Source organism: Sphingorhabdus sp. EL138 (assembly GCF_945890115.1).
GTDB lineage: Bacteria > Pseudomonadota > Alphaproteobacteria > Sphingomonadales > Sphingomonadaceae > Sphingorhabdus_B.
In genome coordinates, this window is sequence record NZ_CAMDCK010000003.1 from 90,709 (window position 1) to 106,976 (window position 16,268).

Genomic DNA, 16,268 nt, shown 5'->3' on the forward strand with positions numbered 1-16,268 from the left:
GCAGTGTACGCAACCGCTGCTTTGACATTATCTGGGGAATATCCTTTGGCCGACCAGCCGGTAATCTTTGTTCTAAATGGACCAAATCTCAATTTGCTGGGCACAAGAGAGCCCGAAATTTACGGCACCGACACGCTGGACGATATCGCCGGCCATTTGGACGACCGCGCGCGCGCCGCAGGGGCCGTCATCGATTTTCGGCAGTCCAACCATGAGGGCCATTTGATCGATTGGCTGCAAGAGGCGCAAGCCGTCGGCGCCAAGGCGGTGTTGCTGAACGCTGCTGGTTACACGCACACGTCGATCGCGATTTTGGACGCAATCAAGGCGATTAACGTCCCGGTATTTGAAGTGCATTTATCCGACCCGCATCAGCGCGAAGAATTCCGGCATTTAAGCTATGTTGGCATGGCCGCAAAAGCGGTGTTTGCGGGACATGGCGCAAAATCCTATGAACTGGCGCTGGACGTAGCGTTACAACTTTGACATTAGGCGCTCCAAAGTAAATTCAGAGGCGCAAGGAGTTTTACATGGCGGCAAAGACAGGAACTACTGGCAGCATGCAGGTCGACACAGACCTCGTCCGTGAACTGGCGGCGCTGCTGAACGACACAGGTCTTAGCGAAATTGAGGTTGAGGACGGCGAACGCAAAATCCGCGTATCCCGCAATATGACCGCTATAGCCGCGCCGATGATGGCAGCGCCCGTCGCGCCACCCGCAGCCGCAGCCGCCGCACCAAGCGCCCCTGCGATATCCGCCAACGCCATGAAATCACCGATGGTCGGCACGGCGTATCTGACGCCTGAACCCGATGCCGCCCCCTTTGTCAGCGTGGGTCAGCAAGTGAAGGCGGGCGATACCGTTTTGATCATCGAAGCGATGAAGGTCATGAACCCGATTGTCGCCGCCACGTCCGGTACGGTGACCGAAATCTTGGTCGAAAGCGGCCAGCCAGTTGAGTTTGATCAACCCCTGTTGGTGATTGCGTAAACATGGCCATTGAAAAAATCCTTATCGCCAACCGTGGCGAAATTGCGCTGCGTATTCACCGTGCGGCGCATGAAATGGGGATCAAAACGGTTGCCGTCCATTCCACCGCTGATGCCGACGCCATGCATGTGCGGTTGGCAGATGAGGCAATTTGCATCGGGCCGCCTTCCGCGACCGACAGCTATTTGAATATTCCGGCGATTATTTCTGCCGCCGAAATCAGCCATGCCGATGCGATCCATCCGGGCTATGGCTTCTTGTCGGAAAACGCACAATTTGCCGAAATCGTCGAAAGCCATAATATCACATGGATCGGCCCCAAGCCCGAACATATCCGCACGATGGGCGACAAGGTGGAGGCGAAGCGGACCGCAGGCGCATTGGGCTTGCCGCTTGTTCCCGGTTCCGATGGCGCGATTGAGGATGTCAATGAAGCCAAAGCCATAGCGCGCAACATTGGCTATCCGGTCATCATCAAGGCGGCCTCCGGTGGAGGCGGGCGCGGCATGAAGGTCGTGAACAGCGAAGAAGAGCTTGAGACGCAGATGCAGCAAGCCGGGTCCGAAGCGAAAGCCGCCTTTGGCGACGCGACGGTCTATCTTGAAAAATATCTCGGCAATCCGCGCCATATCGAATTTCAGATTTTTGGTGATGGCAATGGCCATGCCGTCCATTTGGGCGAGCGCGACTGTTCCTTGCAACGGCGGCACCAAAAGGTGCTGGAAGAAGCGCCCTCACCCGTGCTGGCAACGGCCGAGCGGGATCGCATGGGCAATATCTGCGCCAAGGCGATGGCCGATATGGGCTATCGCGGGGCTGGCACCATCGAATTTTTGTGGGAAAATGGCGAATTTTATTTCATCGAAATGAACACACGGTTGCAGGTCGAACATCCTGTCACCGAGATGATCACTGGCATCGACCTTGTCCGCGAACAGATCCGCGTGGCCGAAGGCAAGCCGCTTTCGTTTCGCCAAGAGGATGTGACCTTTACAGGCCATGCGGTGGAATGCCGGATCAACGCCGAAGATCCGCGCACCTTCATGCCGTCACCTGGCACCGTAAGCTGGTATCACCCGCCGGGCGGCTTGTATGTCCGCGTCGATAGCGGCCTATATCATGGCTATAAGGTCCCGCCATATTATGACAGCATGATCGCCAAATTGATTGTCTATGGTCAAACGCGGGAAGGATGCCTGATGCGCTTGCGCCGTGCGCTGGGCGAATTTGTGATTGAGGGCATGAAGACCACGATTCCATTGCATCAACGGCTGTTGGAAGAGCCTGATTTCCAAAACGGCAATTACACCATCAAATGGCTTGAAGAATGGCTGGCGAAGGACGCAGAATAACCCCCTCCCGCCGTGAGGTGGCCTTTGGGCTGGCGGCCCTGCCGCTGGTCGGCTGCGCGCCCATAGGGCCCGACAGCGATGTGTTGTTCATTCCAGCGGACAAGGCCGCCGCGCTCAAGCCCGATGACCCGAAGCGGCTGTTAGAGCTGATAAATCTCGATCCGGCTATCCGGCTCGATATGCGTTATGCGACTGCCAACAATTTTACCGGCCGAATATTATATGACGAAGCGCGGGCTTTTTTGGCTGCGCCAGCAGCACAAGCGGTCGCACGCGCCAGCAAAATGGCGCAGGCCGACGGCTTTGGCCTGACCATTTACGATGCCTATCGCCCTTGGCGCATTACCAAAAAGCTGTGGGATGCAACGCCGGTAGGCCCGAAAAAGGAATATGTCGCCAACCCCAAGCGCGGGTCAAAACATAATCGCGGTTGCGCGGTCGATTTGACCTTGCATGATCTGCAGACCGGACAGCTTGTCGACATGCCGACCGAGTTTGATGATTTTTCCGAAAAAGCGCATCGTGATTATATGGGTGCGTCCAGCGCCGCGATCGCCAACCGTGCACGGCTGGCAAGCTATTTGGAGGCGGAGGGTTTTGTCGGCCTGTCCAACGAATGGTGGCATTTTGATTTTACCGGCTGGGCGCAGTTCCCAGTCATGGATATTCCGTTTAACAAGATCGCCTGACGAGTCCGTTCATCAAAAGACCTCCTTTCATGAACATGAATAGATAGTTCAGCTTCGCTTCAGCAGAATCGGTGCAGACAGGATCCAACGCAGAAGCATGGTGCCTCTGCCATGGGGACCTACCATGAAAAAGTTTATCTTATTGAGTTTGGTAACCGCGACCACGCTGTCGCCACTTGCGGCGCATGCTGCGCCTGTCCGCCCGGATGTGATGATTGAAAACTATGCGGATGTTCAGAACGAGGGACGTCGCATCGAACGGCAGGCGGCGCGGGCCAACCCGGCACCGGAGCAACGCGCAGAGCGGCAGCAAAACCGGCAGCAACGCCTGCAGTCATTGCAAGAACCCACGCCAGCAGCAGAAGTCATAAATCGCGCCGCGCCGCAGCGGGATGGTGCGCGCACCGATGCCCGCGAAGCGCGCCAAGACGACCGATATTATGATCGCAACCGCGATGGTGCCCTTGACCGCCGCTGGGACCGCAATCGCGATGGCAATCTGGACCGGAATTGGGATCGTAACCGTGATGGCCGTCTGGACCGCCGCTTCGACCGCAATGACGATGAACGCATTGACCGTCGCTATGACCGCAACCGCGACGGCCAATTGGACCGGAATCAAATGGGCCGCTGGTCCAACAATTGGCGCAATGACAACCGCTATAACTGGCGCAAATACCGCGAGCAAAACCGAAATTATTACCGCCCTGGTCGGTATTATGCGCCCTATCGTGATCGCAGCTATAGCCGCATTTCCATCGGCTTTTCTTTAGGTTCGGGCTATTTTGGTTCGCGTTACTGGATTAACGATCCTTGGCAATATCGTTTGCCAGCCGCTTATGGCAGCTACCGTTGGGTGCGTTATTATGACGATGTCCTTTTGGTCGATGTGCGCAACGGCCGTGTGGTTGACGTCATTCGCGACTTCTTCTGGTAAGCCTATAAAAACGAAAAGGCTCGGACTTCAACGTCCGGGCTTTTTTGCTTGTAACATTGGCCCAAGCTGACCAAACTCTCCGCTATGAACACAGGAGAGGTTTTGATGTTACGTTGTCTATTATTTGCAAGCGCCGCTGTGTCATTGGTCGCGCCCGCGTCCGCCGCGACGCAAGCTATCATCGTTGGCAACCTCATCCCCGATGCCGCGACAGGCCCCGTTGGGCCAGCCGTTATCTTAGTCGAAGACGGGCGGATTAAAGACATTGCCAAAGGCATCAACAACCCGTTTCAGGCGGACAAAGTCGTTGACCTGTCGACCAAGACATTGGTCCCCGGCCTCATTGACCTCCATGTCCATTTAACTGGCGACCCCGGCGATGATTATCGTGACGAGGCGGTGAACCCCGATGAATGGGGCGTGGTCATGGGCGTGAAGAACGCGGCGTTGACGGTCAAAGCAGGCTTCACGACGGTGCGTGAGGCAGGCTCTGCACAAAATACCGCTTTTGTCCTGCGCCGTGGCACCGCAGAAGGCCGCATCATTGGCCCGCGCATCATCGCCGCTGGCCCCGCTTTATCCATTGTCGGCGGCCATGCTGATGTGTCTGGCTTCCGCAACGACGTCATTGCCACGTTGGAATCGGGCTACACCTGCACAGGGCCTATTGAATGCGCAGAAAAAGTGCGCAAATCGTCGCGCGCAGGTGCGGACGTCATCAAGATTACGGCGACGGGCGGCGTCTTGTCGCAACAGGGCCGCGGACTGGAAGCGCATTTCACGAGCGAAGAAATGCTATCCATCACCAACACCGCCCATTCGCTTGGGCTAAAGGTCATGGCGCATGCCCATGGCGCGCGCGGCATTGAGGCGGCATCCGCCGCGGGCATTGATTCCATCGAACATGGCACATTTGCCGATGAGGCGGCGTTGAAGATGATGAAGGCCAAGGGCACGGCTTTGGTTCCAACGCTGATGGCGCTGGAGGGCGTGCGCGCCCGTCTGGGCAAGGGCATTTACACCCCCACAGTCGAGGTGAAGGCCAAACAAGCGGTTGAGGCTGCTGGCCGTCAGGTCCGCCGCGCAAGGGCCATGGGCGTCACTGTCGCCTTTGGCACCGACGCTGGGGTGTTTGAACATGGCCGCAATGGCGGCGAATTTGCCTTGTTGGTGAACGCAGGAATGACCCCGACCGAGGCATTGGCCAGCGCCACCACGATTGCCGCCAAAACGCTTGGGCTGGAAAATGAAATTGGCCGCATTGCGGTTGGCTATTCGGCTGATCTGGTGGCGGTGAATGAAAATCCGCTCAATAATATTCGCACCCTCGAAACGGCGGAATGGGTCATGGTAAGAGGACGCATCATTCCGTGATTCGGTGATCCTATGCAGACAGATACGCCCACCAAAGAATTTGATCCCAATAATGATCCCGCCAAGCTGGCGCGGATTGGGACGCATGTCACCAAAAGGTTGGATGCCAATCCGCTGGTGCAGCAGGTCGAACATGCCGATGCACAATTATATATCTATCAAGGGTTTTTAAGCGCCAAAGACTGCAAGACATTGCGTGCGAAAATTGATGCCGATGCCGTACCCTCCACCTTATATGCAGGCACGGAGCAAGCGGGCTTTCGCACCAGTTACAGTTGCCATCTTAACCGGTGGGACGCGTTCATCGCCAAAGTCGAAGCGCGGATGAGCGATGTTTTGGGCATCGACAATGATTATGCCGAAACCATGCAGGGGCAGCGTTACCAAGTCGGGCAAGAGTTTAAAGCGCATCACGATTTTTTCCACCCAGACCAAAGCTATTGGGTCCACGAAGGCCCGAGCGGCGGGCAGCGCAGTTGGACCGCGATGATCTTTTTGAACGAACCCAAAGAGGGCGGCGCGACCGAATTCCCGCATCTGGGGCTGGGGATTCGTCCGCAAGCCGGCATGATGCTGATGTGGAACAATGTGAAGCCGGACGGGACGCTCAACTATAAAACATTGCATACCGGCACGCCGGTCATTCGCGGGGTGAAGCATATCATCACCAAATGGTACCGACAAAATGACTGGCTGGAGCTTACGACACCCAAAATGTCGTAAAAGGCATCGCGCATCTTTTGCCCCCCGCTTATTGTCGTCTGTCGAAACCATATTGCGCTTAGCCAGCAGGACGCCGACAGCAAGCGCCATTCCCATAATGCACCCCCTTAAGTGCATTTGAAATATTGTCGGAGAATATCCCATGAATATGAAGCACCATATCCTTCTGCTGAGCTGCGCTGCCTTGCTGTCGCCAGTGGTCGCGCAGGCGCAGATAGCCCCGACAGAAACCGCCGCGACCGAAAGCCAGCGACTGGCTGCGTTATTCGCTGCCGATGATGAGGCCAGCCTGCAGCGTAACCCGTTGAACGCGATGTTCCGGGGCGACATGCGCTATGCCGACCGTTTTGGCGATTTCATCTCCGATGCCTATTTCGCCAATGAACGCAAAGCCGCCGAAGCCAATTTGGAGGGCTTGAAAAGCATAGACCGTAACCGGCTGAACGCGACCGACAAGATCGCTTATGACGTGTTCAAACAGAACCAGACGGATGCGCTCAAGGGCTTATCCAAAGAGATTATGGACCTGACCGTCGTCCGTCCGCTCAATCACTTTTTCGGTTTTCACACTTTCTACCCGACCTTTGCCAGCGGACAGGGCGCAGCGCCCTTCAAGACCGTGCAGGATTATGACAATAACCTGAAACGCCATAAGGAATTCATTATACTCATGGATCGGTCGATTGACCGTTTCCGTCAGGGCATGGCGACGGGCGTGTTTGAAACGAAGATGACGATCACGAATGTCGTCGATCAATTGAATACGCAGCTTGCGCAAAAGACCGAAGAATCGCCATATTATGGGCCAGTCCTGAAATTCCCAGACGGTTTCAGCGATGCCGACAAGGCGCGGCTCACGGCTGAATATCGGGATATCATCGAAAACGGCCTCTACCCCGCCAATGCCCGCCTGCGCGATTTTCTGCGCGACAGCTATTTGCCCTTGGCGCGCGAACAGGTCGGCCTATCGGCGATGAAGGGCGGCGAAGGCCTATATCAATATATGATCGAGCAAACGACGACTTTGCCGTTAAAGGCCGACGACGTCCACAATCTCGGATTATCCGAAGTCGCGCGGATCACATCGGGCATGGAAACGATCCGCAAGGAAGTCGGCTTCAAAGGCACTTTGTCGGAGTTTTTTGAACATTTGCGCTCGGATCCAAAATTCAAACTCGCCAGCCGTGATGCCTTGACCCAAGGCTATTATGACATTGGCAAGATTGTCGATGGACAGATTTCGACGCAGTTCAAATATCTTCCCAAGGCGCCGCTTGAGATCAAACCTTATGAAGAATTTCGCGAAAAATATGAAGCTGGCGGCAGCTATCAGTCCGGCACGCCCGACGGTTCACGCCCCGGCACATTTTATTTCAACGCTTATGACCTGCCAAGCCGCACGACGCCTGGCATGACGACGCTCTATCTGCACGAAGGTGCGCCCGGGCACCATTTCCAGATCAGCATCGCGCAGGAAAATGAAAAATTGCCCGCCTTCATGCGCTTTGGCGGCAACACCGCTTATGTGGAGGGCTGGGCGCTCTATTCGGAAACCTTGGGCTATGACATGGGCCTGTTCAAAGACCCCTATCAACGCTTCGGCACCTTGTCGGACGAAATGCTGCGCGCCATGCGGCTTGTGGTCGACACTGGCCTGCACAGCAAGGGTTGGACCCGCGAACAGGCCATAGATTATATGCTCGCCAATAGCGACATGGGCAAAACCGATGCAACCGCAGAGGTGGAACGCTATATCGCCATTCCAACGCAAGCCTTGGCGTATAAAATCGGGGCGCTGACCATCATGCGCCTGAAGGACAAGGCCAAGGCGCAATTTGGCAAAAAATTCGACGTGCGCGAATTCCATAATCAGGTTTTGAACACAGGCGCGTTGCCGCTGACGGTCCTTGAAAAGAAAATCGACGAGTGGATATCAGCGTCAAAATAAGCGCATGCGCTTGATTGGTGTGGCATGTTGCTATAGCCCGCCTGTCAGGGGGAAATTATTTATGCCAAGTTTTGCCGCCAGATTTGCTGGTTTTGTCCTGCGCAGCACGGGTTATTATCGCCGGATGTTCAGCGGTGGGCCGCAATTTGAAAAGAATATTGCAAAGGTCCGTTCCGGGCCCTTGCCATCACCAAAAGCGCATGCCGACGTCGATATGCGGCACAGCGAATTTCAGGGCCGTCCTGTGTGGCACCTTGCGCCCAAGGGCCGCGCGCCGTCGGCGCATATCCTGTTCTGGCATGGCGGCGGCTATGTGTATCCGGCAACCGACATTCATTGGAAATTTCTATCGCGCATGGCGGCGCAACATGGCTGGTCCGTGACCGCGCCGCTCTATCCGCTCGCGCCGGAAAATACGGCCGCTTATATCACCAATTGGGCGATGGATTATTATACCGCCTATCTGGCGGAGATGGGTGACACCGCCTTTGTCATGGGCGGCGACTCTGCAGGTGGCGGCCTGACCGCTGCGTTGGCGCACATGGCGCGCGATGCGGGGCAGGCTTTGCCCGCTAGCCTGTTGCTCATTTGCCCTTGGCTCAACCTTGACCCCGCGCATCCCGACCAGTTGAAAACGGAACCACGCGACGGCATCCTGACCATCAGCGGCATTTCCGCAGGCGGCATGCTGTATGCGGGCGACCTGCCCCGCGATGACCCAAGATGCAGCCCGATTTTCGGCAATTGGGACGGATTACCACCTATTCTCGCCTTTGCCGGCGGCGACGACATATTGGTAACAGACTCGCGGGCGTTAAAGGCCAAGCTGCCTTCGATGGAGCTTATCGAGCATGCGGGCATGCTGCATGATTGGCCGATTTTCAGCTTTCGTGAATCGCGCAAGGCGCAGGCAAGAATGGCCAATTTTGTTGCACCGGCAGTGACGTAACGCATTTGCGTTCGGGCCAGTGAAGCTTTATGCTATCCCTATGAAAAATGACGCATCATGCCAGCGGTAAAGGCCGCCAACCCGCGCGACGTTTTCGCGGCAGAGGACTGGCGCGCCATTACCCGCCTGTCGCGTTGGCGCGGCATCTGGCTTGTGCTGCATGGTTGGATGGTGGTTGCGCTTGCGGCCTTTGGCGGCGCAGCGGCATGGGACTATCACTGGTTGGCCGGATTATTGGCAACGCCTGTGGTGCTGGCGATATTGGGCGGGCGGCAATTGGGGCTTTCGATCCTGATGCATGATGGCGCGCATGGTTTGCTGCACCCCAACCGCAAGACCAACAACTGGCTCGGTCAATGGCCGACGGGCGCAGCGACGGGCAGCGATTTATTCGCCTATCGCACCTATCATTTGACGCACCATAAATATACGCAGCAGCCCGAAGACCCCGACCTTTCTTTATCCGCCCCCTTCCCCACCAGCCGCGATAGCCTGCGTCGCAAGTTTATCCGCGATCTGACAGGACAGACATTTTACAAGCAACGCCGGGCGCAATTTGCAGGCGCGTTGCGCGGGGCAAGCCCAACCGCGCACACGGTAGGCCGGTTTTTAGCCTTACAAGCCATATTGCTGACGATATCTTTGCTCGTCTGGGGCTGGACGCCGTTTCTGCTTTGGCTGGCGGCGCTGGCCACGAGTTTTCAATTATTCCTGCGCATCCGTAACATCGCCGAACATGCCTGCACCCCGACGGGCAGCGGCGACCCGTTCACCCATGCGCGGACCACTTATGCGGGCCTGATCGCCCGTGCGACGGTCGCGCCTTATTGGGTCAATTATCACAGCGAGCATCATCTGTTCATGGGTGTGCCCTGCTATAATCTGGCGGCGACCCATCGCCTGCTGGGAAGCGGCGGCTATCATCCCAAGATGACGCTATCACCCCATTATCGGGATGTTCTGGCGCAAGCCGTCAACTGACCGAGGGCGCACGTGCGCTTTGCCGGTCGATGATGTCCAGCAACGCGTCGATTTTTGCATGCAAGCTCAGGATTTCTAACTCGGCGCGCAAATTGACTTCATAATCATGCGCGGCGGCGATGCGGTCTTTGGCTGACTGGCGATTTTGGCTCATCATGATGATGGGCGCTTGAATCGCCGCCACCGTTGACAGCATCAAGTTGAGAAAGATGAACGGATAGGGGTCAAATGGCGTGCCCAATTTGCCCAATATCTGCGAGTTCAAAAGCATCCAGCCCAACAAGACAGCGGCAAAGACCATGATGAATTTCCATGATCCACCCACCGCCGCAACCTTGTCAGACAGCCGCTCACCAAAGGTCGACTGTTCATCGACAATATCGCCGACATCACGGCTGGTGCGCTGCGCATGGTGAATATGGTGCAGCACCTTGGCCTCTTCCGTCTCCAACTCGTCCAGCGACTTTCCAAGCAGATCAATCGCCAGTTTTTCGACGGAAGGCCGTTCTTTCATGTCAACACTCCTGCAATGTTCCATCCGAATGGCGCGGGTCTTTTTTATGCAAGCGCCTCGGCGATGAGCTCGCGGCTATTGGCCAAGCCATAAAGCGCAATGAAGCTGCCCATGCGCGGTCCGGCGCTTGAACCCAAAAGCGTTTCGTACAAGGCCTTGAACCAGTCGCGCAGATTTTCAAATCCGCCCTCTTTGCCGATTTCATAGACGATATTCTGAATATCCTCGGCGCTGGCATCGGCGGGCAATTGCGCCAGCCGCGCGTCCAATGTTTGCAAGGCCGCAATCTCGACGCCTTCGGGCTTACGCTTGTGCAGCGTCGGCGCGACGAAATCGCGGTTATAGGCAAGCGCAATCGGGATCAATTCGGCCAGTTCCGGCGCGTTTTCCGGCGAGACATTATGGGCATAATTGCCAAGATAGGCCCAAACCTGCGCCTCGGTGGCGCCTGCCCCCATCACGCCGACAAGGTTGAGCAACAGGCCGAATGTCACTGGCGGCTGCCCCGTCGGCACTTGGCCATTGTGGACATGGTGCACAGGGTTGCCCAGCCGCTTTTCAATGGGTTGGTCATGCCATTGCGCGCGGAACTGGAAATATTCGTCCACAGCCTTTGGCACGACGCCCAAATGCAGTTGCTTGGCGCTTTTGGGTTCGCGAAAAGCGTAAAAGGCAACGCTGTTTTCGGTGCCATATTTCAACCAATCCTCCAGCGCGAGGCCATTGCCCTTGGACTTGGAAATCTTCTCGCCCTTTTCATCGAGGAACATTTCGTAAATCAGGCTTTCGGGCGGCCGTCCGCCCAGTACGCGCGCGATTTTGCCCGACTGCACGCCGCTGTCGGTCAAATCCTTGCCATACATTTCATAATCGACGCCCAACGCGACCCAGCGCATCGCCCAGTCGACCTTCCATTGTAGCTTTGACTGGCCGCCCAGAACCGATTGCGTGACCATGTCGCCATCATCATCGAAACGGATAAGGCCAGCCTCGGCATCGATAACCTCAACCGGCACCTGAAGCACAACGCCGCTCTTTGCGCTGATCGGCAATATCGGCGAATAGGTCGCGGCCCGTTCCTTGCGCAACGTCGGCAACATGATGTCCATTATGCCCTGATAATTGCGCAGCACATTTTTCAAGGCATCGTCAAACGCGCCGCTTTCATATTGCGACGATGAGGAGATGAATTCATATTCAAAACCAAACTGGTCCAGAAAATCGCGCAGCATCGCATTATTATGCGCGGCAAAGCTTTCGAACTTTTCAAACGGATCGGGGATGCGCGACAAGGGCTTGCCCAAATGTTCGGCGAGCATTGCTTGGTTGGGCACATTGTCCGGCACCTTGCGCAGGCCATCCATATCGTCCGAAAATTCGATCAAGCGCGACGGCGCATCGGACAGGGTCTGGAACGCATTGCGCACCATCGTCGTGCGCAGCACTTCGTTAAAGGTGCCGATATGCGGCAAGCCCGACGGGCCATAGCCACATTCGAAGACAATCGCCTGACCATCGGCCTTGCCATGGGGATAGCGTTTCAGCAAACGCCGCGCCTCTTCATAAGGCCAGGCTTTTGATGCCAATGCTATGTCCCGGTGGTCAGTCACATGTTGCTCTTTCGTTCCAAATACGCCTATCAGGGCTGATGGAAACTCCACTAGCCTTTCCTGCGCTCCATGCAAGCCATGCCGGTATTTGGATGGGCAACAGCGACGGGCATCTGCAAACCATAAGCAAAGGCGAGGCGGCGGGCCGCGCGGCGGAAACGCCGATGGTCATGCTGAATGCGCCCTTGGTCGCACAAAGGCTTGGCTATCCCGATTTGTCAGGGCTAGACCTTCTGGAGCTATATGCCTTTGTCTATCCGGCGCGCTTTGCCGTGCCGACGCCGAAGGGACTGGCGAAGACCTTAGACTTGCCAGCGCCCGCAACAGACCAAGAGGTTCCGTTGTTCTTACTGCGCGCCACGCGCAAGTTGCTGTCGGTGCTCGGCGACCCAGATTGGGCCGAACGCGAAGGCGCGTGGGATTCGGCGCAAGCGTTGATGCGGCTGCGTTGGCCATGGGCCAATCTGGTGCTGGCCGCACTCAAAAAGCCCGAGCGCCCTGAACGCTGGCTGTTCAGCCGCTTGCCCGAATGGGAGGAAGCCGCACCGCGCACCCCGCCCCGCGTCGTGACGTTACAGGCCGATGCCGTGCAAGAACGCTTGGCATCTTTGGTCGGCGGCTCTGCAGAAACGCGGCAGGGCCAGCGCGATTTTGCGCAAGCGGCGGCGGACATTTTCGCGCCGCGCAAGGGCAAGGGCGAACCGCATATGCTGCTGGCGGAGGCTGGCACGGGTATTGGCAAGACGCTGGGTTATCTGGCCCCTGCCAGCCTGTGGGCGACCGCCGCCGATGGCACAGTGTGGATTTCCACCTTTACCAAGGCGCTGCAACGGCAATTGGTGCGCGAGGCAAAGCGCATTTACCCCGAACATGCAACATTCAAATCCAAGGTCGTGGTCCGCAAGGGGCGCGAAAATTATCTGTGCCTTCTGAATCTGGAGGATGCCTTGCAAGGCGGCTTTGCCGGACGTGCGGCCATCCTTGCGCATTTGGTCGCGCGCTGGGCGGCTTATTCGCATGATGGTGATATGATCGGCGGCGATTTGCCCGGCTGGTTGCCGACCTTGTTCCGGCGCAATGGCTCTACCGCTTTGACCGACCGGCGCGGCGAATGCATTTATGCCGGATGCCCGCATTATAAAAAATGCTTCATTGAACGCGCTGCGCGGTCGTCGGTGCAGGCCGAACTCGTTATCGCCAATCACGCTTTGATGATGGTCAACGCCGCGCGCGGACGGGACGAACAGAACCGGCCAAGCCGGATCATTTTTGATGAAGGTCATCATCTGTTTGATGCCGCTGATTCCATGTTTGCCGCCGCGCTGACGGGTCAAGAAACGATTGAGTTGCGCCGCTGGGTCATTGGTCCCGAAGGCAAAGCGCGCGGGCGGCGGCGCGGGCTTTCGGCGCGGCTGGCCGATGTTGCGTCTTATGATGAAGAGGGCGGCTTGGCCATTGAAATGGCGCGCGTCGCTGCTGAGGCTTTGCCCGGCGACGGATGGCTTGCGCGTTTGGCCGAGGGCATGCCGTCCGGGCCAATCGAACGATTATTGGCCGCGATCCGCGCGATGGTATTTGCCCGCGACGAAAGCAATGCGACCGAAAGCGGCTATGGGCTGGAGACCGAGCTTGCCGACCCTGACCCGCGCGTCATTGACGCCGCCGCCGATGCCGCAACCGCCCTAGAAGCTCTGGCAAGGCCGCTGACGGTGCTGGGGCAGCGATTGGAGGCGATGATAGCCGACCCGCCCGATTGGCTCGATGGCAGCGCCCGTGCACGCGTGGAAGGGGCAACCGCAGGCCTAAGCTGGCGCATCGACACATTGCGCGCCTGGATATCGATGTTGGCGCGCGCCGTTGGCCCTGTTGACCCCGAATATGTCGACTGGCTGGCGATTGACCGGTTTGAAGGGCGCGAAATGGATATTGGCATGCACCGCCGATGGCTCGACCCCATGAAACCCGTGGCGGAAATCGTGCTGAAGCCAAGCCATGGCGTGCTGGCCACCTCAGCAACCTTGCGCAGTGGCGGCGACTGGCAAAATGCCGAGGCGCGGACCGGGGCAAGTCATCTGGATAAGCCAGCGACGCATTTTTCGGCGATCAGCCCGTTTGACTATAAAGCGCAGGCCGAAGTCCTGATCGTCACCGACATTAAAAAGGGCGATGCGGCCGCCTTGGCCGGGGCTTATGCCGCGTTGATCACCGCGTCCGGCGGCGGCGTGCTCGGCCTATTTACCGCGATACGGCGCTTGCGTTCTACTTATGCGCGCATCGCCGACCGCTTGGCCCGCGACGGTCTGCCTTTATATGCGCAACATGTGGACCCCATTGATACCGGAACACTGGTCGACATATTCCGCGATGACCCCCATGCAAGCTTGCTTGGCACCGACGCCCTGCGCGACGGGGTGGACGTTCCTGGCCATTCGCTGCGGATGGTGGTCATGGAGCAAATTCCGTGGCCCCGCCCTGACATATTACACCGCGCGCGGCGTTTGAAACATGGCGGTATGGAATATGATGACCGCATCATCCGCGCAAAAATGGCGCAGGCCTTTGGCCGCCTGATCCGCAGCGCCAAGGACAAAGGCCATTTTGTGCTGCTGTCATCGGCGGTACCAAGCCGGCTGCTGTCCGCATTCCCGCCGGGCACACCCATTCGCCGGGTGACGTTGGAGGAAGCGGTGAATTCTGTGAAATCAGGTCTTTCGTCTGACACAAATTTACGGCAGGACACAATAGACACGTTGGAAGCGAGCAACCCGATTTGACCTTCACCCTTACCTTGTTCCGCCATGCCAAATCGAGTTGGGATGACGCCGTCCCGCGCGACTTTGACCGTCCGCTTAATAAGCGCGGCGAAAGGGCGGCGATCACCATGGGCGTCTGGGTAAAACGCAATGGTTTGACCTTTGACCATGTGGTTGCAAGTCCCGCCGTGCGCGTGATTGATACCATTGATCAATTTGTAAAGGGCACCGGCGGACGCATGGAGCCCAATTGGGACCGCCGTATTTATCTGGCGTCCTCTGCGACGTTGATGGACGTGCTGCGCGATCAGGCCGACGAACATAAAAATCTTTTGATGGTCGGGCATAATCCGGGGCTAGAGGATCTTGTGTTCGACATTTGCCCCGATGATGGCAGTTCCCCTTTACGCGATTTGGTGTGGGAGAAATATCCCACAGCCGCCATTGCGCGGTTGGCGTTGAACATCACGCGTTGGGCCGATGTTGATCGCAAATGTGGGCAGCTCACGCACTTCATCCGGCCCCGTGATCTCGACCCCGAACTCGGACCCGAGGACGAATGACACCCATTTTGTGGCGCACGGCCGATGCCGGTGATGCCGAAGCGCTCGCGTATTTGGGTGCGGCGACTTTCATGACAACTTTCGCCTTTGACCATCCCGGCCAAGCGATGATGGAACATCTGCGGCACGCACATAGCGCCGAATATTATGCTTCCGCGCTCCGCGATCCGGCTTATGATATCTTGCTGGGCGAAACCCCGCTTGGCGCGCCTGTCGGCTATGCCATGGTCACGCCGCCGTCCCATCCTGCGTTGCAGCAAGATGGCGACATCGAACTGAAACGCATCTATTTGCTGGCACCTTGGCAAGGCAGTGGTAACGGCAAAGACCTGTTAGAGCGGGTTTTTGCAGTGGCCGAAAAACGCCTGGCACAACGCCTATTGCTGTCCGTCTACGAAAAAAATGTCCGCGCCATTGGCTTTTACGAACGGGCCGGCTTTGCGGCGATTGGTGAAACGGTCTTCATGGTCGGCCCAGTGCCATTCCGCGACTTGGTCTACGCCCAGAATATGGATTAGGCCGCCGCCAAAGCAGACGCCAGTCGGTCGCGCACCGCCTGCAAAGGGCCAAAGTCAAACGCCGCAACGGGCGATTGCATGGGCGCTGGCGTAGGTGCCTGCGCAGGCGCCGGCTGTGCCCCGCCTTCCGTCAGAAAACGGCGCGCGCCCTTCACGGTATAGCCTTCTTCATATAATAAGCGGTGGATGCTGAGCAGCAGGGCCACATCTTCGGGGCGATATAGCCGCCGGCCACCCGCCCGCGTAAGCGGCTTCAACATGGGAAATTGTTCTTCCCAATAACGCAATACATGGGTGCGAACGCCCAAAGCCTCTGCCATTTCACCAATATTACGGAAGGCATCGGCCGATTTTTCACGCATGAA

The 16,268-nt window shown here is 57.3% G+C and carries 16 protein-coding genes; 13 read left to right on the forward strand and 3 right to left on the reverse strand.

Annotated elements, in window-relative coordinates:
• Window positions 1-45 precede the first annotated feature (45 nt).
• The 10 genes from Q0O07_RS02255 (at window position 46) to Q0O07_RS02300 (ending at window position 9,945) form a co-directional block, all read left to right on the forward strand.
• A complete protein-coding gene (locus Q0O07_RS02255; RefSeq protein ID WP_295489978.1) occupies window positions 46-486 on the forward strand; it encodes a type II 3-dehydroquinate dehydratase in 441 nt (146 codons plus the stop codon).
• 44 nt (window positions 487-530) lie between these two features.
• Entirely contained in the window at window positions 531-992 is a 462-nt protein-coding gene (gene accB, locus Q0O07_RS02260) for an acetyl-CoA carboxylase biotin carboxyl carrier protein (RefSeq protein WP_295489830.1), read from the forward strand.
• A gap of 2 nt (window positions 993-994) precedes the next feature.
• Window positions 995-2,344, forward strand: coding sequence for an acetyl-CoA carboxylase biotin carboxylase subunit (accC, locus tag Q0O07_RS02265; protein WP_295489832.1), 1,350 nt, complete (start codon window positions 995-997; stop codon window positions 2,342-2,344).
• Window positions 2,320-3,033, forward strand: a complete 714-nt coding sequence (ddpX, locus tag Q0O07_RS02270; protein WP_295489835.1) for a D-alanyl-D-alanine dipeptidase — start codon at window positions 2,320-2,322, stop codon at window positions 3,031-3,033. Before accC ends, ddpX begins: the two co-directional genes overlap by 25 nt.
• A 124-nt stretch (window positions 3,034-3,157) precedes the next feature.
• Complete coding sequence (locus Q0O07_RS02275; RefSeq protein WP_295489838.1) at window positions 3,158-3,970, forward strand: RcnB family protein; 813 nt, start codon at window positions 3,158-3,160, stop codon at window positions 3,968-3,970.
• 105 nt (window positions 3,971-4,075) lie between these two features.
• Window positions 4,076-5,344 (forward strand): amidohydrolase family protein, encoded by a 1,269-nt coding sequence (locus Q0O07_RS02280; RefSeq protein ID WP_295489840.1) that lies wholly within the window; start codon window positions 4,076-4,078, stop codon window positions 5,342-5,344.
• A 12-nt stretch (window positions 5,345-5,356) separates the two neighbouring features.
• Complete coding sequence (locus Q0O07_RS02285; protein ID WP_295489841.1) at window positions 5,357-6,067, forward strand: 2OG-Fe(II) oxygenase; 711 nt, start codon at window positions 5,357-5,359, stop codon at window positions 6,065-6,067.
• A gap of 142 nt (window positions 6,068-6,209) precedes the next feature.
• Complete coding sequence (locus Q0O07_RS02290) at window positions 6,210-8,015, forward strand: DUF885 family protein (RefSeq protein WP_295489844.1); 1,806 nt, start codon at window positions 6,210-6,212, stop codon at window positions 8,013-8,015.
• 61 nt (window positions 8,016-8,076) lie between these two features.
• A complete protein-coding gene (locus tag Q0O07_RS02295) occupies window positions 8,077-8,964 on the forward strand; it encodes an alpha/beta hydrolase fold domain-containing protein (RefSeq protein WP_295489845.1) in 888 nt (295 codons plus the stop codon).
• 57 nt (window positions 8,965-9,021) lie between these two features.
• Window positions 9,022-9,945 carry a fatty acid desaturase family protein gene (locus Q0O07_RS02300; protein WP_295489847.1) on the forward strand — a complete coding sequence of 308 codons (924 nt, stop codon included), beginning with the start codon at window positions 9,022-9,024 and terminating at the stop codon, window positions 9,943-9,945.
• On the opposite strand, the gene Q0O07_RS02305 is transcribed toward Q0O07_RS02300, so the two are convergent.
• Together Q0O07_RS02305 and Q0O07_RS02310 are read right to left on the reverse strand one after the other, a co-directional pair.
• Window positions 9,938-10,459: a DUF1003 domain-containing protein gene (locus Q0O07_RS02305; RefSeq protein WP_295489849.1), complete on the reverse strand. Its 522-nt coding sequence runs from the start codon at window positions 10,457-10,459 to the stop codon at window positions 9,938-9,940. The two genes, Q0O07_RS02300 and Q0O07_RS02305, sit on opposite strands and share 8 nt — an antisense overlap.
• Window positions 10,460-10,503: 44 nt before the next feature.
• Window positions 10,504-12,069 carry a lysine--tRNA ligase gene (locus Q0O07_RS02310; RefSeq protein ID WP_295489852.1) on the reverse strand — a complete coding sequence of 522 codons (1,566 nt, stop codon included), beginning with the start codon at window positions 12,067-12,069 and terminating at the stop codon, window positions 10,504-10,506.
• Between the two features lie 38 nt (window positions 12,070-12,107).
• Here Q0O07_RS02310 and Q0O07_RS02315 point away from each other — a divergent pair, with 38 nt between their 5' ends.
• The 3 genes from Q0O07_RS02315 to Q0O07_RS02325 are packed head-to-tail and all read left to right on the forward strand — an operon-like array spanning window position 12,108 to window position 15,903.
• The gene (locus Q0O07_RS02315; protein WP_295489854.1) at window positions 12,108-14,843 is read left to right on the forward strand and encodes an ATP-dependent DNA helicase; all 2,736 of its coding nucleotides are present in this window, start codon (window positions 12,108-12,110) and stop codon (window positions 14,841-14,843) included.
• On the forward strand, window positions 14,840-15,385 hold the full coding sequence (locus Q0O07_RS02320; RefSeq protein ID WP_295489857.1) for a histidine phosphatase family protein: 546 nt from the start codon (window positions 14,840-14,842) through the stop codon (window positions 15,383-15,385). Before Q0O07_RS02315 ends, Q0O07_RS02320 begins: the two co-directional genes overlap by 4 nt.
• On the forward strand, window positions 15,382-15,903 hold the full coding sequence (locus tag Q0O07_RS02325; protein WP_295489860.1) for a GNAT family N-acetyltransferase: 522 nt from the start codon (window positions 15,382-15,384) through the stop codon (window positions 15,901-15,903). Before Q0O07_RS02320 ends, Q0O07_RS02325 begins: the two co-directional genes overlap by 4 nt.
• Here the strand turns inward: Q0O07_RS02325 and Q0O07_RS02330 are convergent.
• The gene (locus Q0O07_RS02330) at window positions 15,900-16,265 is read right to left on the reverse strand and encodes a MerR family transcriptional regulator (protein ID WP_295489863.1); all 366 of its coding nucleotides are present in this window, start codon (window positions 16,263-16,265) and stop codon (window positions 15,900-15,902) included. The genes Q0O07_RS02325 and Q0O07_RS02330 overlap by 4 nt on opposite strands.
• Window positions 16,266-16,268: the final 3 nt, after the last annotated feature.

Excerpts from the sequence above, each read along its gene's own strand:
- accB (WP_295489830.1), top strand. The coding sequence starts at position 531 with ATGGCGGCAAAGACAGGAACTACTGGCAGCATGCAGGTCGACACAGAC.
- accC (WP_295489832.1), top strand. The coding sequence starts at position 995 with ATGGCCATTGAAAAAATCCTTATCGCCAACCGTGGCGAAATTGCGCTG.
- ddpX (WP_295489835.1), top strand. The coding sequence starts at position 2,320 with ATGGCTGGCGAAGGACGCAGAATAACCCCCTCCCGCCGTGAGGTGGCC.
- Q0O07_RS02275 (WP_295489838.1), top strand. The coding sequence starts at position 3,158 with ATGAAAAAGTTTATCTTATTGAGTTTGGTAACCGCGACCACGCTGTCG.
- Q0O07_RS02280 (WP_295489840.1), top strand. The coding sequence starts at position 4,076 with ATGTTACGTTGTCTATTATTTGCAAGCGCCGCTGTGTCATTGGTCGCG.
- Q0O07_RS02285 (WP_295489841.1), top strand. The coding sequence starts at position 5,357 with ATGCAGACAGATACGCCCACCAAAGAATTTGATCCCAATAATGATCCC.
- Q0O07_RS02290 (WP_295489844.1), top strand. The coding sequence starts at position 6,210 with ATGAATATGAAGCACCATATCCTTCTGCTGAGCTGCGCTGCCTTGCTG.
- Q0O07_RS02295 (WP_295489845.1), top strand. The coding sequence starts at position 8,077 with ATGCCAAGTTTTGCCGCCAGATTTGCTGGTTTTGTCCTGCGCAGCACG.
- Q0O07_RS02300 (WP_295489847.1), top strand. The coding sequence starts at position 9,022 with ATGCCAGCGGTAAAGGCCGCCAACCCGCGCGACGTTTTCGCGGCAGAG.
- Q0O07_RS02305 (WP_295489849.1), bottom strand. The coding sequence starts at position 10,459 with ATGAAAGAACGGCCTTCCGTCGAAAAACTGGCGATTGATCTGCTTGGA.
- Q0O07_RS02315 (WP_295489854.1), top strand. The coding sequence starts at position 12,108 with ATGGAAACTCCACTAGCCTTTCCTGCGCTCCATGCAAGCCATGCCGGT.
- Q0O07_RS02325 (WP_295489860.1), top strand. The coding sequence starts at position 15,382 with ATGACACCCATTTTGTGGCGCACGGCCGATGCCGGTGATGCCGAAGCG.
- Q0O07_RS02330 (WP_295489863.1), bottom strand. The coding sequence starts at position 16,265 with ATGCGTGAAAAATCGGCCGATGCCTTCCGTAATATTGGTGAAATGGCA.